Source organism: Roseibium sp. MMSF_3544 (assembly GCF_030732845.1).
Classification (GTDB): Bacteria; Pseudomonadota; Alphaproteobacteria; order Rhizobiales; family Stappiaceae; genus Roseibium.
Genome location: NZ_JASHKA010000014.1, coordinates 56,578 through 77,543 on the forward strand (window position 1 = coordinate 56,578; position 20,966 = coordinate 77,543).

The 20,966-nt window shown below is 57.1% G+C and carries 20 protein-coding genes; 16 read left to right on the forward strand and 4 right to left on the reverse strand.

All coding sequences use genetic code 11. From position 1 onward, the window contains the following. Window positions 1-206 precede the first annotated feature (206 nt). Window positions 207-1,724, reverse strand: a complete 1,518-nt coding sequence (locus tag RBB47_RS19635; RefSeq protein WP_305987576.1) for a malonyl-CoA synthase — start codon at window positions 1,722-1,724, stop codon at window positions 207-209. A 142-nt stretch (window positions 1,725-1,866) separates the two neighbouring features. Here RBB47_RS19635 and RBB47_RS19640 point away from each other — a divergent pair, with 142 nt between their 5' ends. The 12 genes from RBB47_RS19640 to ptsN all read left to right on the forward strand — a co-directional run bounded on the left by RBB47_RS19640 (window position 1,867) and on the right by ptsN (window position 12,578). Then, window positions 1,867-2,523, forward strand: coding sequence for a GntR family transcriptional regulator (locus RBB47_RS19640; protein ID WP_305987577.1), 657 nt, complete (start codon window positions 1,867-1,869; stop codon window positions 2,521-2,523). Window positions 2,524-2,653: 130 nt separating this feature from the next. Continuing rightward, window positions 2,654-5,011: a heavy metal translocating P-type ATPase gene (locus RBB47_RS19645; protein ID WP_305987578.1), complete on the forward strand. Its 2,358-nt coding sequence runs from the start codon at window positions 2,654-2,656 to the stop codon at window positions 5,009-5,011. Window positions 5,012-5,021: 10 nt separating this feature from the next. Then, the gene (gene cueR, locus RBB47_RS19650) at window positions 5,022-5,447 is read left to right on the forward strand and encodes a Cu(I)-responsive transcriptional regulator (RefSeq protein WP_305987579.1); all 426 of its coding nucleotides are present in this window, start codon (window positions 5,022-5,024) and stop codon (window positions 5,445-5,447) included. Beyond that, window positions 5,444-5,872, forward strand: coding sequence for a c-type cytochrome (locus tag RBB47_RS19655; RefSeq protein ID WP_305987580.1), 429 nt, complete (start codon window positions 5,444-5,446; stop codon window positions 5,870-5,872). The genes cueR and RBB47_RS19655 overlap by 4 nt, the downstream gene beginning before the upstream one ends. A 17-nt stretch (window positions 5,873-5,889) precedes the next feature. Continuing rightward, complete coding sequence (locus RBB47_RS19660) at window positions 5,890-6,348, forward strand: cytochrome c (protein ID WP_305987581.1); 459 nt, start codon at window positions 5,890-5,892, stop codon at window positions 6,346-6,348. A gap of 142 nt (window positions 6,349-6,490) precedes the next feature. Continuing rightward, window positions 6,491-7,111, forward strand: coding sequence for a ribonuclease D (locus RBB47_RS19665; RefSeq protein WP_305987582.1), 621 nt, complete (start codon window positions 6,491-6,493; stop codon window positions 7,109-7,111). 57 nt (window positions 7,112-7,168) lie between these two features. Next, on the forward strand, window positions 7,169-7,813 hold the full coding sequence (gene lptC / locus RBB47_RS19670; RefSeq protein WP_305987671.1) for an LPS export ABC transporter periplasmic protein LptC: 645 nt from the start codon (window positions 7,169-7,171) through the stop codon (window positions 7,811-7,813). A 3-nt stretch (window positions 7,814-7,816) separates the two neighbouring features. Continuing rightward, window positions 7,817-8,386: an LptA/OstA family protein gene (locus RBB47_RS19675; RefSeq protein ID WP_305987583.1), complete on the forward strand. Its 570-nt coding sequence runs from the start codon at window positions 7,817-7,819 to the stop codon at window positions 8,384-8,386. A gap of 123 nt (window positions 8,387-8,509) precedes the next feature. Continuing rightward, complete coding sequence (gene lptB, locus RBB47_RS19680) at window positions 8,510-9,265, forward strand: LPS export ABC transporter ATP-binding protein (RefSeq protein WP_305987584.1); 756 nt, start codon at window positions 8,510-8,512, stop codon at window positions 9,263-9,265. 89 nt (window positions 9,266-9,354) lie between these two features. Beyond that, window positions 9,355-10,908, forward strand: coding sequence for an RNA polymerase factor sigma-54 (rpoN, locus tag RBB47_RS19685; RefSeq protein WP_305987585.1), 1,554 nt, complete (start codon window positions 9,355-9,357; stop codon window positions 10,906-10,908). A 551-nt stretch (window positions 10,909-11,459) separates the two neighbouring features. Beyond that, window positions 11,460-12,047: a ribosome hibernation-promoting factor, HPF/YfiA family gene (gene hpf, locus RBB47_RS19690; RefSeq protein WP_305987586.1), complete on the forward strand. Its 588-nt coding sequence runs from the start codon at window positions 11,460-11,462 to the stop codon at window positions 12,045-12,047. Window positions 12,048-12,110: 63 nt separating this feature from the next. Beyond that, window positions 12,111-12,578: a PTS IIA-like nitrogen regulatory protein PtsN gene (ptsN, locus tag RBB47_RS19695; RefSeq protein WP_305987587.1), complete on the forward strand. Its 468-nt coding sequence runs from the start codon at window positions 12,111-12,113 to the stop codon at window positions 12,576-12,578. 116 nt (window positions 12,579-12,694) lie between these two features. Here the strand turns inward: ptsN and mdoH are convergent, their stop codons facing one another. Next, a complete protein-coding gene (mdoH, locus tag RBB47_RS19700) occupies window positions 12,695-14,518 on the reverse strand; it encodes a glucans biosynthesis glucosyltransferase MdoH (RefSeq protein WP_305987588.1) in 1,824 nt (607 codons plus the stop codon). Window positions 14,519-14,616: 98 nt separating this feature from the next. Here mdoH and RBB47_RS19705 point away from each other — a divergent pair, with 98 nt between their 5' ends. From RBB47_RS19705 to RBB47_RS19720, 4 genes are read left to right on the forward strand one after another with little or no spacing between them, the layout of a single operon-like run. Beyond that, the gene (locus tag RBB47_RS19705; RefSeq protein WP_305987589.1) at window positions 14,617-15,630 is read left to right on the forward strand and encodes a dehydrogenase; all 1,014 of its coding nucleotides are present in this window, start codon (window positions 14,617-14,619) and stop codon (window positions 15,628-15,630) included. Between the two features lie 45 nt (window positions 15,631-15,675). After that, complete coding sequence (locus tag RBB47_RS19710) at window positions 15,676-16,074, forward strand: 6-carboxytetrahydropterin synthase (protein ID WP_305987590.1); 399 nt, start codon at window positions 15,676-15,678, stop codon at window positions 16,072-16,074. Window positions 16,075-16,080: 6 nt separating this feature from the next. Beyond that, a complete protein-coding gene (locus tag RBB47_RS19715) occupies window positions 16,081-17,133 on the forward strand; it encodes a glycosyltransferase family 4 protein (protein WP_305987591.1) in 1,053 nt (350 codons plus the stop codon). Further along, the gene (locus RBB47_RS19720) at window positions 17,130-17,927 is read left to right on the forward strand and encodes a class I SAM-dependent methyltransferase (protein WP_305987592.1); all 798 of its coding nucleotides are present in this window, start codon (window positions 17,130-17,132) and stop codon (window positions 17,925-17,927) included. The genes RBB47_RS19715 and RBB47_RS19720 overlap by 4 nt, the downstream gene beginning before the upstream one ends. Before the next feature lie 49 nt (window positions 17,928-17,976). On the opposite strand, the gene RBB47_RS19725 is transcribed toward RBB47_RS19720, so the two are convergent. Then, window positions 17,977-19,464 carry an oligosaccharide flippase family protein gene (locus RBB47_RS19725; protein ID WP_305987593.1) on the reverse strand — a complete coding sequence of 496 codons (1,488 nt, stop codon included), beginning with the start codon at window positions 19,462-19,464 and terminating at the stop codon, window positions 17,977-17,979. A gap of 127 nt (window positions 19,465-19,591) precedes the next feature. Continuing rightward, complete coding sequence (locus RBB47_RS19730; RefSeq protein ID WP_305987594.1) at window positions 19,592-20,791, reverse strand: glycosyltransferase; 1,200 nt, start codon at window positions 20,789-20,791, stop codon at window positions 19,592-19,594. Window positions 20,792-20,966: the final 175 nt, after the last annotated feature.

Here is a 20,966-nt window from a genome sequence, read left to right on the forward strand (position 1 = left end):
AGCCCTACAAACGCGTTTGCAGGGCCTGAACGGGACCGCGGGTTCGATCATGGAATCTGAAATACGACATGTGACCCTCCCTCGGTTCGTGTGGACTGTTGTGAAGGCTATTGGGCCGAGCCGCCCAAGTCAATCTTTCACAGAAGAAACGGTAAGGTAGTGAGAATCCGGCAGCTCTTCTGAACTGCCGGACAAGGGAGTGACAATCACCCCTGTGTGAACATGTCCTTGTATGTGTCGCGCAGGACGTTCTTCTGAACCTTGCCCATCGTGTTGCGCGGCAGTTCGTCGAGTAAAATCAGTTTTCTGGGATGCTTGAACCGGGCAAGCGAGTGTTTGACGGCTTCGTGGATCTCGTCGAGATCGGGCTCTGTTCCCTTTTCGGGCACCAGAACACCAAGTACGGTTTCGCCGAAATCCGGGTGCGGAACGCCGATTACCGCGCTTTCCAGCACACCGGGCTGGTCGTCGAGCACAAGTTCGATTTCCTTCGGGTAGATGTTATAGCCGCCGGAAATTATGAGGTCCTTGTTGCGCCCGACAATATGGACATAACCGTCTTCATCAATCCTGCCGAGATCACCTGTGATAAAGAAGCCGTCGGCGCGCAGTTCCGCCGCCGTCTTTTCCGGCATTTGCCAGTAGCCCTTGAAGACATTCGGTCCACGCACCTCGATCTGGCCGACATCGCCCTGCGGCAACGTTTCGCCGGTGTCCGGATTGGTGATCTTCAATTCAACGCCAGGCAGGGGAAAGCCAACCGTTCCCGCACGTCGCTCACCATCATAAGGATTTGACGTGTTCATATTGGTCTCGGTCATGCCGTAACGCTCAAGAATCCGGTGACCGGTCCGGTTTTCGAACTGCACATGCGTCTCAGCCAGCAGCGGCGCGGAGCCGGAAACGAACAGACGCATATGGGCGGCCAGGTCTTTCGTGAAGCGTTCGTCGCCCAACAGCCGGGTGTAGAAGGTTGGCACGCCCATCATGGAGGTGGCGTCCGGCATGTGCTTGATGATCTCATCCAGGTCGAATTTTGGCATGAAGACCATGCTGCCGCCGGCGGCGAGTGTCACGTTGGTCGCAACGAACAGTCCGTGCGTGTGGAATATGGGAAGCGCGTGCAGAAGCACGTCCTTGTCGGTAAACCGCCATTCCTTGACAAGGGTCTCAGCGTTCGACAGCAGGTTGTCTTGCGTGAGCATCGCGCCCTTGGACCGGCCGGTCGTGCCAGACGTATACAGAAAGGCAGCGAGATCGTCGGCGCTTCGTTCAACCGTGGCGAAGACAGTTGGCATCCCGGCTGACCCGTCCATCAGGCTGCCGCCGCCGTCCGCGTTCAAGGTTTCCAGTTTTGCATTCAGACTTTGAGCAACGGGAGCAAGCTCGGCCTTGCTTTTCTCGTCGCAAACGATCAGCGATGCACCGCTGTTGTCGATGAAATAAGTCAATTCATCGACCGTGTAGGCTGTGTTTAGCGGCAGAAACACCAGCCCTGCCTGTGCGCAAGCCGCGTAGAGCGCGAGCGCTTCGGGCGACTTTTGAACCTGGACAGCGACACGGTCGCCGGTCACCAATCCTCTTTGCGTCAGAAAATTTGCAGTCTTTGCTGCAGTTTCCAGGAAATCCAGGTGCGTAATCGTGCTGCCATCCAGCAGATGAAGGAACGGTGTTGTCTTTCCGGCATGAACGCCAAAGAGGCTGTCATAGAGGGGATTGGACATCGGCGTTACCTTTTCTGGTCTTCTTCAGCACGAACGTTTCCGCTCGCGGCGTAAAAGACAGCAGTTGGTATTCCAAGTCAATATTTTTGTATACAAGACTTTGATTATTGCATTCCAAATGAGGCGGCGTTAGGTTGAAACCATGGAACAACGCCGTGCAGACAACATCGCCGAAGCGCTGGAAGAACATATTTTCAGCGGGACTTTTCTGGACGGAGACCGTCTTGACGAGGTCAGACTGGCGGAGCAGTTCGGCGTCTCGCGCACCCCTCTTCGAGAGGCATTTCAGCGTCTGGCACTGTCGGGACTTGTCGAGCTGGTTCCGCGCAGAGGTGCATTCGTTCGCCAGCCGGGTCCGATTGAACTCATGGAAATGTTCGAAGTCATGGCCGAGCTTGAGGCCGTGTGCGGCCGCCTCGCAGCGATTCGGATTTCGGAAGAAGCGCTCGAAGAGTTAAGGGACGCCAACGCCAAGTGCCACCAGGCCGTTGATGCCCATGACCCGGACGGTTACTACGCCGAGAACGAGCGATTCCATAAAACCATCTATCGTCAGTCGGGCAACGGTTTCCTGGAGCAGGAAGCGGCCAAGCTCAACAAGCGCCTCAAACCCTTTCGCCGCCAACAGCTGAGATTGCGTGGCCGTATGGCGCAATCCATGTCCGAGCATGAAGCAATCATGGACGCGCTCTCTAAGGGTTTACCCGAAGAAGCTGCGAATGCGTTGAGAGACCACGTCGCCGTTCAGGGTGAAAAATTTCACAGTCTCATGGCAAGTCTGAAAAGCAAGTCAGACTGACGGTGAGCGCAGCAGTCCGACGTGTGCCACGATCGCTTGTGACCCGAACTACGTGGTTTTTCAGATTGACCTTCCAGTTACTGGAAGCCCTAACTGACACCTGCACCCCGTCTTGAAAGAGCGTTCTATCATGCAGGAAACAGTCACCTCTCATATTACATCTGCCGAGCCCGGCGAGGCGACCGATCCGGTATGCGGCATGTCAGTGACGCTCGGCAAAGGCAAGCCGAGCCTGCGCTACAAGGGCCGCGAATACCACTTCTGCAATCCCAAATGTCACGACAAGTTCGACTCGGACCCGTACTTCTACCTGTCCGGCAACAGTCAAAAGAAAAAGGCAATGGAAGCCGAGCGGTCTGCTTCCGGGACGCTCTTCACCTGTCCGATGGATCCGGAGATCGTTCAGGAAGGTCCTGGAACCTGCCCGATCTGCGGCATGGCACTGGAGCCCATGAGCGGCATCTCAGATGAGCCAAACCACGAGCTGATTGATTTTACCCGCCGTCTGTGGGTTAGCGCTATTGCAGCTATTCCCCTCTTGATCCTGACGATGGGGCCGATGGTAGGGGTGCCAATCCGCCAATGGATCGGCGAAGGCGTCGCGATCTACCTGGAAGCACTTCTGGCAACACCTGTGGTTTTATGGGCAGCCCTTCCGTTTTTCCAACGGGGCTGGACTTCGCTTGTCACCCGGCATTTCAATATGTGGACCCTGATCATGATCGGGGTGGGAACAGCCTATCTTTATTCGATGGTTGCGGCTTTCTTGCCGTTTCTGTTTCCCGAAGCGCTCAGGGGACCGACCGGGCACATGCCGGTCTATTTCGAGGCGTCCGTCGTTATTGTGGCATTGGTTTTTGTCGGTCAGGTGCTTGAGCTGAACGCTCGCGAGCGAACCGGTGATGCCATCCGCGCCCTGCTTGACCTGGCGCCCAAAACAGCGCGGCGGATCAGCCCCGACGGCGACGAATACGATGCTCCGCTGGAGAACATTCTGGCAGGTGACAGGCTGCGCGTCCGGCCCGGCGAAGCAGTCCCTGTTGATGGGGTCGTCCTGGAAGGCGGATCCTCGGTAGATGAAAGCCTTGTGACCGGCGAGCCTGTTCCGGTTGAAAAAAATCCGGGCGACACGGTGACCGGAGGTACGCTCAACAAGACCGGTTCCTTCGTGATGGAAGCGCGATTGGTCGGTGAAGACACCATGCTCGCCAAGATCGTCGACATGGTCGCGTCTGCGCAGCGCTCGCGTGCACCGATCCAGGGTTTGGCCGATCGTGTTGCAAGTTACTTCGTGCCGGCAGTGGTCGGCGTCGCAATATTGGCGTTTTGCCTCTGGTCGATCTTCGGACCGAGCCCGTCCGTTGTGCATGCCATCGTGGCTGCGGTTTCCGTCCTGATCATCGCCTGCCCTTGCGCCCTCGGGCTGGCAACCCCGATGTCGATCATGACGGCGACAGGACGGGGCGCCCAGGCCGGTGTTCTCGTCAAGACGGCGGAAAGCCTGGAACGTCTTGCAGCGGTTGACACGATCGTCGTCGACAAGACCGGAACCTTGACGGAAGGCCGGCCGGCCGTCAGCGAAATAGTGCCGTCACCGGGTGTTTCGAAGGACCGGGTGTTGAAGCTGGCGGCAGCCCTTGAAAAAGGATCTGAACATCCGCTGGCGGAAGCAATTCTGGACGCCGCTGAGGCCGAACAACTGGACGTCCCGGCTGTTCACGCGTTTGAAGCTGTAACCGGCAAGGGCGTGACCGGAGAACTGGACGGCAGCCGGTTTTCGTTGGGTAACGCAGCATTCGCGCGGGAAACCGGCGCGTCTCTGGACGAACTTGAACAACGCGCAGAGGAGCTGTCCGAGCTCGGCAAAACGGTCATGTATCTCGTTGCGGACAATGAGGGCGGCGCCGTGCTACAGGGGTTGATAGCGGTTGCCGACCCGGTCAAGCCGAACGCGAAAGCGGCCATCGATGCCCTGCACAAGGACGGTGTCCGTATTGTCATGGCGACCGGCGACGCGCCGAGGACTGCCGAAGCTGTTGCCAAGACCCTCGGGATTGACGAGGTGAAGTCCGGAGTGCTTCCCGAAGGCAAACAAGCGCTGATCGAAAGCCTCAAATCCACGGGCCATACGGTTGCGATGGCGGGAGACGGTGTAAATGATGCGCCCGCGCTTGCAGCGGCCGATGTCGGTCTGGCTATGGGAACCGGCGCCGATGTTGCCGTTGAAAGCGCCGGCCTGACCTTGCTGAAAGGGGATCTGGAGGGGATCTTGCGTGCACGAACACTGGCACGCGAGACCGTGCGCAACATTCGTCAGAACCTCTTTTTTGCTTTCATTTACAACGGGGTCGGTGTCCCGATTGCTGCAGGTGTGCTTTATCCGGTTTTCGGAATTCTGCTGTCTCCAATGTTGGCCGCCGCAGCGATGAGCTTGTCTTCTGTTTCGGTCATCAGCAACGCGTTGCGATTGCGTACCCTGAAACTGTGAGGTCGAGGTGATGAATATTTCTGCTGCCGCTGAACTGAGCCACCTGCCGGTCAAAACCATCCGCTACTACGAGGAAATCGGGCTTGTCGAACCGACCCGGAGCAGCAACGGATATCGGGATTTCACGGACCAGGATGTTCAAACGCTGAAGTTCCTTCAGCGTGCCCGCGGCCTTGGATTTTCAATCGAGGAATGCCGGGACCTGCTCTCGCTCTATGAGGATCGCAATCGGGCGAGTTCGGACGTCAAGGCGCTGACGCGTGCCAAGATCGCAGAAGTGGAGCGCAAGATCGAAGAACTCGTGTCGTTGAAGCGGGTCCTGGAAACGCTGGCAGAGGCCTGTCACGGTGATGAGCGTCCCGAATGCCCGATTATTGACGACCTTGCCGGCAAGATTGCTCAAGATCCGGCACCAGAGGGGCAAGGCAGAAAGTGAATCCGATACGAGTGGCATCGATCATTGCCGCCCCGGTGGTGGTTGTGGTTGCCGGAACGATGTTTTGGCAAGCGCGGCAGTCCGCTGACGATGTTTTCGTCACACCAGCTGCTCTTGTTCAGGTGAAGGTACCTGAGCTCCCTATGCTGGCGCAGCAGGGCCTAAAGGTATTTGAGGCAAACTGCGCCGCGTGCCACGGTGATCTTGCGGATGGCCGCAGTGACCTCGGACCACCGCTCGTTCACAAAATCTATGAGCCGGGTCATCACGGCGATGCCGCCTTTTATTTGGCGGTGGCACAAGGGGTTCGCGCACATCATTGGCCGTTCGGCAACATGCCGCCGGTGGAAGGGGTCAGCGAGGAAGATGTCGCAAAGATCTTCTTCTTTGTCCGCACGCTTCAGCGGGCGAACGGAATCTATTGAGGGGATCGGTCAAGACCATGAAGACAGGCTTCACATTAACGGTTCTTCTGGCAAGCGGGCTGGGATTGGGAGCCGTCTGGGCGCACAGTGGTGCCACAGGCATCGTCAAGGAACGCATGGACGCAATGACGGAGATTGGCGACAGCGTCAAATCCGTCGGCCAAATGCTGAAAGGCGAGGCCCCCTACAACCGGGAAAAGATCGCGGATGCCGGACAAGCAATTGCAGGGCACGCCGGACAAGCGCTCACCGATCTGTTTCCCGAAGGAAGTCTGCATACGCCGTCAGAGGCGAGTCCGGAAATCTGGGCGGACTGGGCCGAGTTTTCCAAGATTGCCGGAACCTTGAAGGAATCGGCGGTCGCACTGAGCGATCTTGCCGAAGCAGGCGCGGGTGAAAAAGACATTGCTGCAGCTTTCGGTAATGTGGCCGGGACCTGCAAGGCCTGTCATGAGGCATTTCGCATCAAAAAATAGTCTCATTTGACTAATTACGCAGCGTCGTCAACGGTTCGATGCAGCATTCGGCTTGCCACAACCGGCAGCATGTTTTACCTGACGGTCAAAGCAGCCGTCGGTGAATACTTTGCACGGACAAGGCAAAAGGAGACAACGCGACATGACCATCCGGTACCACAAGGGTGACCTTCCCGATCTTCGGGCCTACGAAGCGGTGGATGCGGTTGCGGTCGATTCTGAGACGCTTGGCCTCAATCCGCACCGCGACCGGCTGTGTGTCGTGCAACTGTCTCCAGGTGATGGCACGGCCGATGTCGTTCAAATTGCGCGTGGTCAGACCGAGGCACCCAACCTTGCAAGACTGTTCACCGACGCGTCCAAGCCAAAGATTTTCCATTTCGCCAGGTTTGATGTTGCCGTGCTGCGGCACTATCTAGGCATCAAGGTAACGCCCGTCTGGTGCACCAAGATCGCGTCGAAGCTGGTGCGCACATATACGGATCGGCACGGTCTCAAGGATATCACGCGCGAACTCCTGGGTGTTGAACTGTCCAAACAGCAGCAAAGCTCGGACTGGGCAGCAGACAAATTGTCGGACGCTCAGCTGGCTTACGCCGCATCGGATGTTCTGCACTTGCATGCGTTGAAGGAAAAGCTGGAATTCATGCTGCATAGGGAAGAGCGCAGTCATATGGCTGAAGCTTGTTTTGAGTTCTTGCCGACCCGCGCTGAGCTCGATCTCAAGGGCTGGGAAGAAAACGACATATTCGCGCATTCCTGATGTGACTGTGTATCAGCGGTATCGGGAACCTCACTGTAGTTGGAGACAGGTTTGAGTGTGATCAGCGAACATCCGGGAAACATCATCCCCAGCCAGAAGTTCAGCCGTGCTCAGCGGGCTGCGCACAGGCACAGCGTCATGGTGCGCGTGCTGCGCTGGTTGTTTCCCGGATTTGGTCTTCTGATCCTCGCCGGCATGGTCGGACTGGTGGTTCTGTTCAACGTGCTGAGCAGCTTTGGCGCCGCCAACGTGATGCTCACCAGCGAGGGGCTGGTCATGGACCATCCGGAACTCTCCGGACATGACGGCGATCGCTCCTACAAGGTAACGGCACGCCGGGCCATACAAAGGCTGAGCGACCCGCGGATTATCGATCTGGAAACAATCCGGGCTGATATTGTTCTCAGCAAGGATGAAAATGCGCAGATCGTTGCACTCAAAGGCACCTATAATAATGCCGCCGAGACTTTGCGGTTGTTCGAAGGCATCCAGATTGAATGGAGCGAAGGCTATCAGGTTGACCTTGTTGAAGTGGATGTCGATCTGAAAGACGGCGGCATGACCACATCGGAGCCTGTCACCATACGCTCTGACCAGGGTCACGTGGTGGCTGGCAAGCTCTCTTACGATAAGGCCAAGGGGCTCGTCCGGTTTTCGGACGGCGTGAAGATGACCCTAAATCCGGCGGCGGAAGGACAGTAACAGATGGTTTTTTTCAAACGTTTCGTGATTGCCTCTTTCGCGACCGTTTTTGCAGCGGCGGCCCAGGCCCAGACTTTTTCAGATTCCTTTGCCGGTTTCGGATCAAACGACGGTGAGCCGATTGAGATTGAAGCAAGTGAGCTCAGGGTCGAGGACAACAACAACGTTGCGACATTTGTTGGAGATGTGGTCGTCGTCCAGGGTGAAACCAGCCTGCAAACCGAGCGGCTGAAGGTCTTTTATGCAGGATCCGGATCGGCTTCCACCAGCGCAAGTGAAGGCGAAGGTGCCGTACAGCAGCGCATTTCCCGTCTGGAAGCCGAGGGCGGCGTGTTCGTAACGTCCAAGGACCAAACCGCAAAAGGCGATCAGGCAAGCTTCGACATGAACAAGGAAGTCATGATCATGACCGGGCGTGAAGTTGTGCTTAGCCAGGGACCGAATGTCGTTGTCGGCAACAAGCTGACGGTCAATTTGAAGACCGGCCAGGCCGATCTGACGGCGGCGAATACGGGTGGTAGCAGCGGACGGGTCAAGGTTCGCATCCTGCCGAACAGCGTACAGGAAGAGTGATTTCGCAAGGCGGTGACTCGACAGCGTGCGGTGCAAACCTTATGTGAGGCTTCGGCATATTTTTGGATGGAATTTTGATAAGTGAAGAGAACGTCTTCAGATTACAATGGATTGCACGGAAACATGCCGGGACCTGCTTTGTCTGAAGAGGATCTGTCACACGCACTGGTCGTCGAAGGAATAGGCAAGACTTACGGCCGTCGACAGGTTGTCAAACATGTCAGTCTGACCGTCAAACCCGGCGAGTCTGTCGGCCTCCTTGGGCCGAACGGTGCCGGCAAGACCACAACATTTTACATGATCACCGGGCTGATCCGGCCTGACCAGGGCCAGATCCTGCTCGAGGGGTTCAATATAACCCGGATGCCGATGTATCGCCGCGCGCGACTGGGCATCGGCTATCTGCCGCAGGAAGCGTCCATCTTCCGCGGGCTGACGGTTGAAGAAAACATTCGTGCCGTTCTGGAAGTGATAGAACCAAACCGGCAGAAGCGCCGCGAGGATCTCGATTCGCTCCTGGCGGAATTCGGTCTCACGCACCTGCGCAAATCTCCAAGTATCGCGCTCTCGGGCGGTGAACGCCGCCGCGTCGAGATTGCACGTGCACTTGCAAGCCGGCCCTCCTTCATGCTTCTGGACGAACCCTTTGCGGGTATTGATCCGATTGCCGTCGGTGACATTCAGCAACTTGTCCGCCACCTGACGCAGCGCGGTATTGGCGTTTTGATCACGGATCACAATGTTCGTGAAACGCTGGGTCTCATTGACCGGGCCTATATTATCGCCAGCGGGGAAGTGCTGACCGACGGGCTGCCCAACGAGATTGTCACGAATCCTGATGTGCGCAGGCTTTATCTCGGCGAACAATTTACGCTTTGATGACCGATGGCCAGCTAGGGTATAGTGCGAGTCTGCAAGACATAAGCAAAAAGCAGACCAACAGAAGCTGACAAGCGCCCGGGAACTAGATGGCCATTTCAACCAAGCTGGAGATGCGGCAAAGCCAGTCGCTGGTTATGACGCCGCAGCTGATGCAGGCGATCAAGCTGCTCCAGATGTCCAATCTGGATCTGGTTTCCTATGTCGAAACCGAACTGGAGCGCAATCCGCTGCTTGAGAAAGGCGACGGCGAGGTTGTTGAAGCAAATGGCAGCGAGGCCGCACCGGTTGCTGCGGAACAGGCTGCCGAAGGTGCCCAAACGTCACAGGCGTCAAGCGACGAGCCGAATGCCGGAGACTGGATGCAGAACGACCTGGAGACCGGGTCGGAAGCCATAGCCTCGCGCATGGATACGGATCTTGGAAACGTGTTCCCGGATGAACCCGGTGTTCCCGCGTCTCCGGAACCGGCGCTGCTGAAGTCGGGGGACAGCTACAAGAACGTATCGAGCGGTGGTGCTTCGGAGGACTACAATCTCGAAGCCTTTGTTGCCGAAGAAGCATCTCTCGGGACGTCGCTCGAAGAACAGATGCACCTGGCGCTGAGCGACGAGGCGGACCGGCTGATCGGCGGTCACCTGATAAACTCCCTCGATGAAAACGGTTACCTCTATCTCGACCTGCAGGAAACCGCCGAACAGCTGGGTGTGGACCTGGAGCGGGTCGAAAAGGTGCTTAAGGTGCTGCAGTCCTTCGAACCGGCGGGTGTGTTTGCCCGTAATCTGGCGGAGTGCCTGAAGCTGCAGTTGATCGACAAAAACCGCTTCGATCCGGCGATGGAAGCCCTTATCGACAACATAGAGCTGCTGGCCAAACGCGAATTTCCGGCGCTCAAGAAGATCTGTGGTGTTGATGAAGAAGACCTGGTGGAAATGATCGCCGAAATTCGGGCGCTCGATCCGAAACCCGGCAGTGTATTTGGATCGTCGCTCGTACAGCCCGTGGTGCCCGATGTTTTTGTGCGTCCGGCCAATGACGGCACATGGGCGGTAGAACTGAATTCAGACACTTTGCCCAAGGTTCTGGTCAACCAGACCTACTACGCGAAGGTGATCAAGACGGCGCGCAATGAGACCGAGAAGGAATACCTTACAGAGTCTCTTCAGACGGCGAACTGGCTCGCAAAAAGCCTGGACCAGCGGGCCAAGACCATTCTCAAGGTTTCAACGGAGATCGTGCGCCAGCAGGACGGTTTTCTGACCTATGGCATCGAACATCTCCGTCCGCTCAATCTGAAAACAGTCGCCGAAGCGATCGGGATGCATGAATCGACCGTTAGCCGGGTGACGTCCAACAAGTTCATGGCGACACCGCGCGGGATCTTCGAGCTGAAATATTTCTTCTCTTCCGCCATATCCGCGACGGCAGACGGAGACGCGCACTCGGCGGAGTCGGTGCGCCACCGCATCCGGCAAATGATCGATGGTGAAGATCCCAAGGCAATCTTGTCGGATGACACGATTGTCAAAATTCTCAAGGGAGACGGGGTCGATATCGCGCGCAGAACAGTGGCGAAGTATCGCGAAGCGATGAAAATCGGCTCCTCTGTGCAGCGAAGGCGTGAGAAAAACGCAAAACTTTAGGGTCAGGACCCATTAATTTGGTTGAACTGGCGCAGCAAACGGCGATGAGCTGCCAGGAAAAGCGCGACAAGCGGGCTTCAGGCCCGGTTGAGCGGTTTGACGCGGCAGATTGAAGCCGTTTTTGCGTCCTGCAGGATAGGGTGAATTTGCCCGGCAACATCGTTGCAAATCTTTGGAAACCGGACGGTTTCCTGCAGTTTTGCGCCTCGTATCCGAACAAATTCATCCCTACCAATTCAGCCAATTAATGGGTCTTGACCCTGGTGTGCAGGCAACAAAACTGCGCGTCTGGTGACACTATGAGTTGAAGTGTTTCGAGCTTTGAGTGGAAACAATTCCTTGCTTATCCACCATTCTTCCCAAGCGGTTGCTGACCTATTTATTTAGAATTGACAGTTTGCGTTAGCGCAATTATAGCACCGCCCTCATGACGTAATCAGGGGATGGCGCCGAGGCGCTGACTGGTCCATTCTGTGGGCCTGAGACGTTTCGCGTCTCAACACCGGCAAGTGCCGGTGATTTATCGGTCATTAGAAAAAGAAGAGGTCCCCATGGCTTTGCGGATTTCGGGTAAAAATGTTGATGTGGGCGATGCACTGCGCGAGCACATTACCGACCGAATCGATGATGCCCTGTCGAAGTATTTCACGGGCGGATTCACAGGCCACGTTACGCTGAGCAGGGAGGGCACCGGCTTCAAGTCCGAATGCAGCCTGCACTTGGACACTGGAATCGTGCTACAGGTGTCTGCGCAGGATCAGGATCCGCGCAACAGTTTCGATTCCGCTGCGGACAAGATCGAAAAGCGGCTGCGCCGCTACAAGCGCAAGCTAAAGGATCACCATAGCCACAACGGCAACGGCCGTGAGGCATTTGAAGCGGCTTCTTACGTTTTGGCGTCACCGGACGAAGACGAGGAAGTCCCGGCGGATTTCAATCCGCTCGTCATTGCCGAAACGTCTGCCAAGGTGAAAACCATGACAGTCGGCATGGCGGTGATGGAGCTGGACCTGACCGAAGCCCCGGTCGTCATGTTCAAAAATGCGGCAAATGGTGGTGTAAACGTTGTTTATCGCAGGCCGGATGGCAATATAGGGTGGATAGACCCGGCGTTGGTGGCCGGAGAGGCCGCCGAATAAAAATGATGCGGAAGAAGCCGGTTTCCATGCCGAGGCCGGCTTCCGAAACTTGTAGGCAAACTAATGGATCTTAGCGATCTTCTGGGTAAGGCTGCGGTTGTTGCCGGGCTGAAAGCCAAAAGCAAGAAACAGGCAATACAGGAACTGTCCGCCCGAGCGGCAGAACTTACCGGTCTCTCGGAACGCGAAATCTTCGACACCTTGCTTCAGCGTGAGCGCCTTGGTTCGACTGGCGTCGGGCACGGGATTGCGATTCCGCACGGCAAGCTGACGCGTCTTGACCGTCTTGTGGGCCTGTTTGCGAAGCTGGACAAACCGGTTGATTTCGACGCGCTGGACGACGAACCGGTCGACCTCGTGTTTTTGCTGTTGGCGCCGGAAGGAGCCGGTGCAGACCATCTCAAGGCACTTGCACGCATTGCTCGCCAGTTGCGTGACGGTACGATCACGCAAGGCATTCGGTCGTCAATGGATGCAGAAGAGATCTACGGTTACCTGACGCAACCGCTGGCATCTTCCAACGCTGCCTAATCGGTTTAGGTCAAAGCCCTTATGGCAGACTTTGATGGCATGCCCTGATTGCCAAACAAAAAAAGACCGGCTTTTGCCGGTCTTTTTCGTTGGTGCTGCTTGCAGAGACAGCAGGATCAGATCTCGGCCGGTTCGGGATCGCCCTGAACAAGGCCTGCCTGAGCGACTGCAGCAGTCGCGCCCTTTGACAATGCGGGCAGGTGAAGATCGGCAAGCTCGGCCGGAGGTGCGGTTTCTTCCGGGATCCGCCAAAGTGTGGACCTGATCCCGAGAGTTCCGAGAAACTTCGTCGATGTCGACACAGCGATCAAGGCAGCGAGCAATGGCCCGACGGCAACCGGTATCACCGGCCAGACGAGTTCGATGGGCTGGGCTGACATCCAGGTGAGGCCTGCGAGGCCGAAGAGCGTCTGCGGCCAAAGTTTGCTCACGGCAAGCGGCACCGGCAACCGTGAGACGCCACGTGCCTGCGCGCCCCAGCCGATGGTTTTTCCGAATGCCAGACCGCCCATGAACATGGTGTGGGCAACGGCCAGGATCGGCGCCAGCATGGCCGAATAGAGGATTTCCGCAGCAACGCTGACAACAACCCTGATGGGACCTCCAAAGGCTCTCCTGAGATCCTTGCGCACGAGAACATCCGCAACGGTGGCGAGTTTGGGCGCAAACACCATGGTCAGCACCGTCGCAAACAGGATAAGTCCTGTATCCGGGCGGTAAGGTGCATAGTCCGTCGTCATTCCAAGGACCGCTGCACCGACCATGAAACCGATCCAGGCTGGTGAGCCCAGGAACATCAGGATCGCTAGAAAGAGCTGTGCACGGCTGACCGGCTTAAGGCCCTTCATGCCGAGAAGCCGGCGATACTGCAGGTTGCCCTGGCACCAGCGCAGGTCACGGCGAATGAATTCAAGCAAATGCGGAGGATTGTTTTCGTAGCTGCCGCTTTCCAGGGGCAGGACGCGAACGTGGTAACCGGCTCGGCGCATCAGGACAGCTTCGACCTGATCGTGCGACAGGATCGTGCCCGCCAGCGGGCCTTTGCCCGGCAGAACCGGAAGGCGGCAGTGTTCCTTGAAGGGCTTCAGTCGCAGGATCGCGTTGTGTCCCCAGTAAGGACCGCAATCGCCCTGCCACCAGGCGCTGCCGATCGTATAAGAACGCATGCCGAGACGCATGCCGAACTGGAAGACACGCGCGAAGGCGCTGTCCGTCGGCAGGCCGACAACGAGGCTTTGAAGGATACCGATTTTAGGATTGACTTCCATCCGGCGCACAAGTTCGACAATGGCGTCTGCGGACATGTAGCTGTCGGCGTCCAGAACCAGCGCGAAGTCGTGATCATCACCCCAACGCTCACAGAAGTCCTCGATATTGCCTGCCTTGAAGCCGGTGTTTTTCGCCCGGCGGCGATAAACGATCTCCATCTGACCGCTAAAGCGCTCGGACATTCTCGCAGCCATCTCCTGCTCGTGCAGGGCGACATCGTCGCGGGAAGTGTCGCTCAGAACATAGAGTTTGAAATGCGATGCCTGTTCTGCGCGGATCAGGTTTGTGACCATGGCGCTGAGGTGGGTCTCAAGGCTCTCCACGTCTTCGTCGCGAACGCAGGACAAAAGCGCTGTTGAACTTTTCAAGGGCTTGTCCGCGTCACCGACCTTGATCGGACACACCGCAGCGACCGGATCGCGGGAAAGGCGCATCACAAGCAATCCGATGACTGCGTTCCAGAACCCGATGATTGTCCACGGCAGGGTCACCATGAAACAGAACAAGATGAAGATATCGAGCGGCTTGAGGCCACCCGGAGAAAGCGTCACAGCCATCAAGACAGTGAGCCCGACGAAGCTCGTTCCAAGCAGAAATGCAAAGAGCAGTCGCCTGATCGTCATTTTGGTCGCTGTTTTGTCTGAAATGGAGGGGTCAGAGACTCGAAACATATTTTTGACTTCCAATCCGGGCAATCGTGGCGATAGTGCGCATGTCAAAATGTCCTAATATTGACAGCGTTTAGGCGAATAAGCGGAATTTTACGGGAATGATTGAGAACGAGGTGGTGACGGGCGGCACAGGCGATGCGCTGGCCTTGTGGTACGCGGAACGCGGGCGCTGCAGACTTGAAACGGTTCCGGTTAAGGGGCCGCAGTCTGGAGAGGCGCTTGTTCGCACGCTCTATAGCTGCGTTAGCCGGGGTACGGAAGGTCTTGTTTTTCGAGGCGAGGTGCCCGAGAGCGAATGGCTGCGCATGCGCGCGCCCTTCCAGGAAGGCGACTTCCCGTTTCCGGTGAAATACGGATATTCCAGTGTCGGAACGGTGCAGGAAGGTGATTCCGGCCTTGTCGGTCGCACTGTATTTTCGCTCTACCCACATCAAAGCGTCTATACGCTCCCATCCAGTTCCTGCGTGCCTGTTCCCGATGGCGTTTCGCCCGAACGTGCTGTTCTTGCTGCCAATATGGAAACAGCGCTTAACGCTATATGGGACGGAAAACCATCACCTGGGGATCACATCTGCGTGGTCGGAGGCGGGGTTGTCGGTCTCCTGACCGCATACGTCGCCGGCAGATTGCCCGGATCAATTGTAACCGTCATAGATACAAACCCTGAGCGCGCAGAAACTGCGCAAGCACTTGGAGTTGCGTTTTCGCTGCCCGAGGATGCACCGCAAGATCAGGACCTTGTGTTCCACACCAGTGCGAGCCCGGCCGGGCTTGAAACCGCGCTGAAATGCGCCGGCGACGAGACATCAATTGTCGAAATGAGCTGGCATGGCGCGCAAAATGTCGCAGTTCCCCTTGGGGCCGACTTTCACTGCCGTCGGTTGAAGCTGATCTCAAGTCAGGTTGGAACGATCCCCCTGGAGCGCCAGCCCCGGTGGACATACAGGCGCCGCCTGGAGACGGCACTCTCGCTGTTGACGGATCCGGCGCTTGACCGGTTGATCAGTCACAGGATCCCCTTCCGAAGCCTGCCGGACAGGCTTCCCGAATTGTTGAACAAGGCGTCAGATGTTCTGGCCGCCCTTGTTGTTTATGAGGAGCAGTCCGGCTAGACAGCCGGTACGACCGTTCGCCCAGAAATTTCAGGAACCTTGAAAATGTTTGCAGTTGAAGTTCGTGACCATGTGATGATCGCCCATTCGTTCAAGGGTGAACTCTTCGGCCCCGCCCAGGCGCTGCACGGCGCGACTTTCGTCATTGATGCGGCATTCCTGGCCCAAAGCCTTGATGAAAACGGCGTCGTGATCGATATCGGCCGCGCGCACGAGGCGCTGAAAGAGGTTCTTCAGCCGCTCAACTACAAGAATCTGGATGACGTTCCGGAGTTTGCCGGCGTCAACACCACCACCGAGTTCCTGACCAAACACATTCACGATCATCTGGCCAAAGCCGCACGCGACAATCGTCTCGGCCGACCGGGCGGCGAGCTTGATGCGATCCGGATAACAATCTCAGAGTCGCATGTTGCCCGTGCCTGGTATGAAGCGAAAATCTGACCGGCGATGAAGAAGCTGAACTTCGCCTATCCCGGCGATATCGACACCCCGACAGGCGGATATGGCTACGATCGAAAGATCATTACCGGCTTGCGCGATCTTGGCTGGCAGGTCGATCTGGTATCCCTCGGCGAGGGATTTCCGCTTCCTGACCAGGCAACGCTTGACGAGGCACAGAAGCGCCTGACGCGCCTGCCCCACGGGGAGGCACTGGTTATCGACGGACTGGCGTTTGGTGTCATGGCGGAAGCCGCCGCAGTGTTAGCAGATCAACTCGACCTGGTGGCATTGGTGCATCATCCGCTGTGTCGCGAGACCAGTCTTTCTCCCGAAACAGCAGCCGCGCTGCAGGAAAGCGAGCGAAAAGCGCTGTCCTTCACCAATCACATTATTGTGACAAGTCACGCGACAGCAACCCAGGTCATGGACCTGTTTGACGTTCCTGAACAAGACATCTCGGTTGTGCTCCCGGGCACGGAGAAGCCGGCCATGGTGGACCGCGCCGAGCGGGAAAGCTTGCGTCTCTTGTCAGTTGGCACGGTCGTTCCCCGGAAGGGATACGACCTCCTGTTCAGCGCTCTGGAAACCCTGAAGGAATACGATTGGCATCTCGACGTGGTTGGGGGGACAGACGCAGACACCGGTTGCTATCGGTTGCTTCAGGCTCAACTTGCCGATCTCGTTCTAACGGAGCGCGTTACCTTTCACGGGGCGGTCGCTCCGGAAGAGCTTTCCGGGTTTTACGGAAATGCGGATGTATTCGTGTTGGCAAGCCGTTACGAAGGATATGGAATGGCCTATACCGAGGCACTCGCGCATGGTCTGCCAGTCATCGGAAGTGGCGGTGGCGCCGTTGCGGATACACTGCCTGAAGGTGCAGCCATCTACTGCGGCACGGAAGATGTTGGCAAGCTGCGCGCTGCGCTTGAGCTGTTGATCCAGGATAACGCCAAGCGCGAAGAAATGGCGATGGCAGGGGCTCGCGCCGCGTCGGCCTTGCCGGACTGGATGGATGCAGCGACAGAGTTCGCATCAGCGCTTGAACGGACCAAAAAATGAGCGGGTTTTCGGCTGAGTGGTTGGCGTTACGAGAACCGGTTGATCTTGCCGCCAGAAACCGGGACGTCGAAGCAGCGTTCGTGGAGCAGTTGCCCGATCGCGCACCAAAGCTCCTTGATCTTGCCAGCGGTGCCGGTTCGACGGTCGCTGCTTTGAGGGACCGGATACCGGTTTCGGCAAGCTGGCAACTGACGGACTACGATCAGGCACTTCTGGATGTTGCAGCCAGGCGCTGGCAAGACAAGGTGGGCGGAGAGTTATCGTATCGCCGCATTGATCTTGCTGCATCGCTCGAGGATTTGCCGTTTCGAGACGTCGACGCAATCACGACATCCGCTTTTCTGGATCTCGTATCCGAGGCATTTCTCTCCCGCCTTGTCGATTGCATAACACAAGTCGGGAAACCCTTCCTTGCCAGCCTGACCTATGACGGCCGAGTAGCCTTCCATCCGATCGCAGGCCTGGACCAGGCCATGCACGATGTCTTGAATCGGGATCAGAAGACGGACAAGGGTTTTGGACGTGCCCTTGGTCCGGATGCAGCACAACGGGCCGTTGAATTGTTCATGGCTAAAGGGTACCGGGTGGAGCAGGGAAAATCGGACTGGCAGGCCGGGCCCGTCGAGCAAGCATTCCTGGATGAGTTTCTGGATGGCTGGGTTGGTGTCGGCTTGAAAAACGGGCTCGCTCAAGAAGACCTCGAAGAATGGCGACAGAAACGTGCGGATGATATCCTGTCCGGTGACTTCAAGGTCACAATCGGGCATATCGACTTCGCAGCCTTTCCCCGATGACCAGTAACAGTCTCGAAGGCCATTCTCGCGGTGAAGCGCTCAATTCACGCTACTGAAGGAATGCCAGTGCGCGCAATGCCACCGGCTGAACACGGCAGGGAAACTTGTCGCTGATCAGTCTTCCGAGCGCGTTCAGGTCGTTGCGTGGAAACGGTTTGATCAGTCGGAGAAATGCCAGGTAGACAAATGCCGCGCCGGGAATGGCGAGCAGCAAGCCGGGCAGTCCGTCAATGAAGAAAACAATGATGGACGCGGTCGCTGCACAGGCAACTCCGGACACCAGAAGTTTGGCCATGGCAACCAGGTTGACGCTCAGGCCAAGGGCTTTGTGGCAATAAGTGAGCATGAAAGCGAAGGCGAAAACGCCGATGAGACCGCGCACGATTGCCGCGCCCACGCCGCCATAGACCGGCACAAGCACGAGATTGAGGATGACCAGGATCCCGGCAAACACAATGTTGATCAGAAGCAGCGGCCGGTCATGCTCGAAAGCGAGCATTGCGGAAAGCATGACGGCGGAAAGCGCCTGTGGCAGAGCGAACAGAACCAGCAAGGTTCCAATCGGGATCGCAGCTGCAAAATCCTGACCGAATGCAAGTGGAATCAGGGCCGGCATAACCGCTGCGCCGCCGAGGCTCACGGGAACGAGCAAGAGCGAAAGCCATCTCAAGGCCCTGTCATAGGAAAGCTGCAGGTCCTCTCTTGCGTGATCGTCATGCAGTTTTCCAAATCCCGGTGTGAGGCCGGCTGCAAGATAGAGCGACAATTGCAATATCAGGCTGGAGAACGTGACGCCGACGGCAAAATAGCCGACTTCGGTCACCGTGAAAAAGAAGCCGATGAACAGGAATTCAACGCGCGTCTTGACGAGCGTGTCGAGCACGATCGTCAACCAGTTGCTCTGTCCGTAGCGAACCATTTGGGGCGTGATTTCAATGCCTTCGGTCCGTGAGGGGTGCTTGTAGGCACTCAATCCGAAAGCCTGTGGCAGATACCGGCAAAGGTAGCCTGCCATGGCGCCGGCCGGACCGAAAAAGACCGCTCCGGCGATTGTCACGGGGATTTGCAAGGCGCAGCCCCACGCCGTCTTCTGGGCCGTCTTGTGAAAATGTCCAAGGCCATGATCGGCTGCAATTACATAATGCCCCTGGGCATATGCAAAGCAGATCAGCCCGGCAATTCCCCAGACAAGCGCATTGTTGAGGCCTTCAAAAAAATAGTCGCCAACGCCATAAGCGAGGAAGAGTGTGCTGGCGAGCAAAACGGGCCAGAGAAACCGCCTGTAAAGCAAGTTGACGAGGCCGTTTTGCGCCTCGGCCGTGTTCTCCTGGCGTGAAATGTAACGCAGGACGATCGCGGGTACGCCTGTGCTGGAGATGATTGCAGCGGTAATCGCCACCCAAACAGCCAGTGCTGTGAGTCCGGTTCCTTCCGCGCCCAGGAGACGTGCAATGACCACGGAGCTCACGAAGCCGGCAACCAGCGACATGATGCCGGACGCAGACACGAACAGGCTGGCGTTTAGAATAGACTGCATTGCGTTCCCTGGGTGAAGGCTCAGTCCGCACGCGGCCTCCACTCGCCTTTTGGTCAATGTTACCGCCAAGACCTTAAAAAAAGGATGCCAAGTGCCTTGCAGAAAGGCGGAGCACAATGTCCCGAGGCTAGGCGGCAACCTGTCTGCGTCTGATCGCAAGAGACAGAGCGTCGGTGTAAGCCGACGCGATCTTGTCAGCCTTGTAGAGCTGCGCACTTTGCAGCGCGCCTGCCGACAAGCGCCCAAAACGATCCGGATCGCCTGCTATCCGCAGGAGGGCTTCCTGAAGCAACTCCGGATTTCCGGGCACTACCAGCAAGCCATTCCTGTCCGGCTGGACCGTCTCCGAAATACCGCCGAGATCAGATCCCACCACTGGCACGGCGTGGGCAAAGGCTTCCACCGCAACCCGGCCGAAAGCTTCCCGGCCTACGGAGGGAAACGCGAGGAGATCTATTTTGGGAAAGAACTCTTCAGGCTTCATCCAGCCCGTGAAGGTTGTTCTATCCGGCGGAAAGAGCGCGCGCGCCCGTTCGGCAAAAGCATCCCGCCCGGTTCCGGCAATCACGAACTCAATATTTGCATCTTCGGGAATGAGCGCAGCCGCCTTGCCAAGGACATCGAAGCCCTTGAAAGGCGTGTGAACGCTGATGAATCCGATGCGAAACGGCCGGTCCGTTGGAAATGACAGGGGTTCATGTGCAACGAGTGCCGGTATCGCGCCTGGAATGCGCACCGCTTCCGCGTTGCGGAAATATCCTTCCGTACGATGCCGTTCAAGGATGTAGTTGGATTCCCCGATGACAACATCGACCTGTTGCGAAAAGCGCCGCTTGCCGAGCGCGCTGACCTTGCACGTCAGGCATTGGTGCTCGCAAGGTTTGCCGTTTTTCTGCATCACGCCTTTCCAGCATAACAAAAAGGCGCTTCGTATCGTATGGGCGACCGGCACACCCAGCGAGCGCGCAGCTGCCCAAGTTGCCACATTGATGTTCTCGATGCTGTCGGTCAGAACGATGTCCGGATTGTAGTCGGCAATCTCCTTGCGCATTTCGCGATAGGCGCGCGGATTGCCGTTTTCCAGCGCGTGCCAGGCAAGCTTTTGCCACTTGGGGCGTGGCTCGTAATAGTTCCAGTAAAGGTTCAGCGAGGATTTTCGCTGAACCGGAATGCCTTCATAGTCCTCGCGCTTTTCCTCGTCAGAGACATGGACCACGCGCAATTCGTGCCCCTCGCTCTTTAAGAGCTTGGCAAGCAGTAGAGCGGAGACGGGACCACCGCCGTCGATAAACGGCGGGAAAGCGGCGCACGGCATCAGAATTCGCATCGGCTCGTCTGCTTTCGGTTTTGGCAACTGGCCCTTTGGCTACGCACGAACAATTGTCCTCATAGTGTTACAGAAACGTAAGCCCGCGCTTTCCTGCGGTCTTTGCGCTCGTTTGGGTTTCCCAAAAATTAACTGCGAAGACGGTAGAAAAAGGCAGTGAGACACTTGAGAAACA

What these genes read in the sequence shown, in the direction of transcription:
- RBB47_RS19635 (WP_305987576.1), bottom strand. Translation starts at nt 1,724, where the DNA reads ATGTCCAATCCCCTCTATGACAGCCTCTTTGGCGTTCATGCCGGAAAG.
- RBB47_RS19640 (WP_305987577.1), top strand. Translation starts at nt 1,867, where the DNA reads ATGGAACAACGCCGTGCAGACAACATCGCCGAAGCGCTGGAAGAACAT.
- RBB47_RS19645 (WP_305987578.1), top strand. Translation starts at nt 2,654, where the DNA reads ATGCAGGAAACAGTCACCTCTCATATTACATCTGCCGAGCCCGGCGAG.
- cueR (WP_305987579.1), top strand. Translation starts at nt 5,022, where the DNA reads ATGAATATTTCTGCTGCCGCTGAACTGAGCCACCTGCCGGTCAAAACC.
- RBB47_RS19660 (WP_305987581.1), top strand. Translation starts at nt 5,890, where the DNA reads ATGAAGACAGGCTTCACATTAACGGTTCTTCTGGCAAGCGGGCTGGGA.
- RBB47_RS19665 (WP_305987582.1), top strand. Translation starts at nt 6,491, where the DNA reads ATGACCATCCGGTACCACAAGGGTGACCTTCCCGATCTTCGGGCCTAC.
- RBB47_RS19675 (WP_305987583.1), top strand. Translation starts at nt 7,817, where the DNA reads ATGGTTTTTTTCAAACGTTTCGTGATTGCCTCTTTCGCGACCGTTTTT.
- lptB (WP_305987584.1), top strand. Translation starts at nt 8,510, where the DNA reads ATGCCGGGACCTGCTTTGTCTGAAGAGGATCTGTCACACGCACTGGTC.
- rpoN (WP_305987585.1), top strand. Translation starts at nt 9,355, where the DNA reads ATGGCCATTTCAACCAAGCTGGAGATGCGGCAAAGCCAGTCGCTGGTT.
- hpf (WP_305987586.1), top strand. Translation starts at nt 11,460, where the DNA reads ATGGCTTTGCGGATTTCGGGTAAAAATGTTGATGTGGGCGATGCACTG.
- ptsN (WP_305987587.1), top strand. Translation starts at nt 12,111, where the DNA reads ATGGATCTTAGCGATCTTCTGGGTAAGGCTGCGGTTGTTGCCGGGCTG.
- mdoH (WP_305987588.1), bottom strand. Translation starts at nt 14,518, where the DNA reads ATGTTTCGAGTCTCTGACCCCTCCATTTCAGACAAAACAGCGACCAAA.
- RBB47_RS19705 (WP_305987589.1), top strand. Translation starts at nt 14,617, where the DNA reads ATGATTGAGAACGAGGTGGTGACGGGCGGCACAGGCGATGCGCTGGCC.
- RBB47_RS19710 (WP_305987590.1), top strand. Translation starts at nt 15,676, where the DNA reads ATGTTTGCAGTTGAAGTTCGTGACCATGTGATGATCGCCCATTCGTTC.
- RBB47_RS19715 (WP_305987591.1), top strand. Translation starts at nt 16,081, where the DNA reads ATGAAGAAGCTGAACTTCGCCTATCCCGGCGATATCGACACCCCGACA.
- RBB47_RS19720 (WP_305987592.1), top strand. Translation starts at nt 17,130, where the DNA reads ATGAGCGGGTTTTCGGCTGAGTGGTTGGCGTTACGAGAACCGGTTGAT.
- RBB47_RS19725 (WP_305987593.1), bottom strand. Translation starts at nt 19,464, where the DNA reads ATGCAGTCTATTCTAAACGCCAGCCTGTTCGTGTCTGCGTCCGGCATC.
- RBB47_RS19730 (WP_305987594.1), bottom strand. Translation starts at nt 20,791, where the DNA reads ATGCGAATTCTGATGCCGTGCGCCGCTTTCCCGCCGTTTATCGACGGC.